General features: G+C 69.5%; 2 protein-coding genes. Both read right to left on the bottom strand.

Translation table 11 applies throughout. The features are described from left to right. A partial coding sequence (xylA, locus tag BLT45_RS17985; protein WP_093304421.1) for a xylose isomerase occupies nucleotides 1-1,265 on the bottom strand: 1,265 nt, incomplete at its 3' end. A gap of 44 nt (nucleotides 1,266-1,309) precedes the next feature. Next, a partial coding sequence (xylB, locus tag BLT45_RS17990; RefSeq protein WP_093304425.1) for a xylulokinase occupies nucleotides 1,310-2,623 on the bottom strand: 1,314 nt, incomplete at its 5' end.

Raw genomic sequence — 2,623 nt, forward strand, 5'->3', positions numbered from 1 at the left:
CCGAGCTGCGTGGCCAGACCGGCCAGGCCGGCCAGATCCAGCGCACCGGTCTCGAAATCCCTGCCCTGCCCGCTGTCGAAGCTGGCGTAGCGCGCCTTGCGCCAGGACTCCCACGGCGAGTCGGTCAGCAGCGCATGCGCCACTTCCAGGCCGCGCGCGAACGCGTCCATGCCGCCGATGTGGGCGATGAACAGGTCTTCCAGGTCGGTCGACTCACGGCGCACCTTGGCATCGAAGTTCAGCCCGCCCTCAAGCCCGCCCTGGCGCAGCACCACCAGCATCGCCCCGACGGTGTCGTACAGGTCGGTGGGGAACTGGTCGGTGTCCCAGCCGTTCTGCGCGTTGCCGCGGTTGGCGTCGATGCTGCCCAGCAGGCCGTGGTCGGAGGCCACCTGCAGGTCGTGCTCGAACGTATGGCCCGAGAGCGTGGCGTGGTTGGCCTCGATGTTGAGCTTGAAGTCCTTCTCCAGCCCGTGCGCCTTCAGGAAGCCGGCCACGGTGGCGCTGTCGAAGTCGTACTGGTGCTTCATCGGCTCCATCGGCTTGGGCTCGATCAGGAAGTTGCCCTTCAGGCCGATGCTGCGGCCGTAATCGCGTGCCATCGTCAGGAAGCGGGCCAGGTGCGCGAGCTCGCGCTTCATGTCGGTGTTGACCAGCGAGGCGTAGCCTTCGCGGCCGCCCCAGAACACGTAGTGCTCACCGCCCAGTTCGACCGTGGCCTCCAGCGCGGCCTTCACCTGCACCGCGGCGCGGGCGACGACGGCGAAGTCGGGATTGGTCGATGCCCCGTTCATGTAGCGCGGATGCGAGAACAGGTTGGCCGTGCCCCACAGCAGCTTGATGCCGGTGGCCTCCTGGCGCGCCTTGGCCAGGGCGGTCATGTGCGTGAGGTTTTTCTGGTACTGGCCGATGTCCTCGGCATCCGGGGCCAGGTCGATGTCGTGGAAGCACCAGTACGGCACGCCCAGCTTGGTGAAGAACTCGAACGCGGCATCGACCTTGGCCTCGGCCGTGGCCATCGGCGCGCCGGCCTCCCACGGGAAGTGGCGCGTGCCCGGGCCGAACGGGTCGTGGCCGGCGTTGCAGAAGGTGTGCCAGTAGCAGACCGCGAAGCGCAGGTGCTCCTGCATGGTCTTGCCGCCGATCTTCTTCTGCGCGTCGTAGACCTTGAACGCCAGCGGGTTGTCCGAGCCGCGGCCCTCGAAGGGGATGCGGCCGATGCCGGGGAAGTATTCCTGGGCGCCGATGAAGGGCTGGGTGCTCATGGGACGGTGTTCCTGTGGTTGTGCGAGGTGTCGCGTGGGGGACGTCAGCCGCGTTGCAGCGGGCTGACGGCATCGAGGTAGTCAAGGAAGCGGCGGTAGGCCGCCGCATAGGCCGGCGTGCGGGAGGCATCGGGCGTGGCGGACAGGGCGGGATCGACGGCCACGTGCTGGCGTGCGACCTCGGCGATGGATGCATCGCTTCCCTGCGCCTTGCCCCACGCCCACAGCGCCTGCAGCGCCGCGCCGAAGGCCGCGCCCTCGGACTGCAGGGGCACATCGACCGGCAGGCCGAACACATCGGCCACCAGCTGCCGCCATGCCGCGCTGTTGCTGCCGCCGCCGGTCAGCACGATGCGCTCGAAGCCCATGCCGGCACGCACGAAGGCATCGAAGCCGTACTTCAGGCTGTAGGTCGCCCCTTCCATCGCGGCGCGGTAGAGGTGCGCTGCGGTCATGGTGTTCGCGTCCAGTCCGGCCAGCACGCCCTTGCCCCGCGGCAGGTCCGGGGTGCGCTCGCCGTTGAGGAAGGGCAGCATCACCAGGCCGTCTGCGCCAGGCGGTGTCGCCTGCAGGTGCATGTCGCCGTCGCGCGTGCTGAAGCCGAACGCCTTGGCCACCTGCTCGGTGGCCACCGTGCAGTTCATCGTGCAGATCAGCGGCAGCCAGCCGCCGGTCGACGAACAGAACGCGGCCCATGCGCCGGCCGGATCGACCACCGGCGTGTCCGAGTACGCGAACAGCGTGCCCGAGGTGCCCAGGCTCATCGCCAGGCGGCCCTCCTCCACGCAGCCGGTGCCGATGGCCGCCATCATGTTGTCGCCGCCACCGACGGCGACCTTTGCCGTGACCGGCACACCCAGTCGTGCGGCCGCGGCCGGATCGATGTCGAACAGCGCATCGGGGGCGGCGAACGGCGGCAGGCAAGCAGCGAGATCACGCTCCCCGTCCGTCGCTTGCAGCAGCTCGGCCGACCACGTGCGCGTGCGCACGTCGAGCCAGCCCGTACCGGAGGCATCGCCGTACTCGCAGAAGCGCTGGCCGGTCAGCACGAAGTTCAGGTAGTCGTGCGGCAGCAGGATGCTCGCCAGCTGCGCGTAGGCCTCGGGCCGGTGGGTCTTGGTCCACGGCAGCTTGGAGGCGGTGTAACCGGCCATGATCGGATTGCCGGCCAGCGCGATGGTGCGCGCCGCGCCGCCCACGGCGTCCATGATCTGCCCGCACTCGGCGGTCGTGCTGGTATCGCACCACAGCTTGGCCGGGGCCAGCACATTGCCATCGGCATCCACCGGCACGAAGCCGTGTTGCTGGCCGGACACCGCCAGCGCGGCGATGCGCGCGCGCACGGCCGGATCGATGCG

The sequence above is a fragment of the Pseudoxanthomonas sp. CF385 genome, from assembly GCF_900104255.1.
GTDB lineage: Bacteria > Pseudomonadota > Gammaproteobacteria > Xanthomonadales > Xanthomonadaceae > Pseudoxanthomonas_A.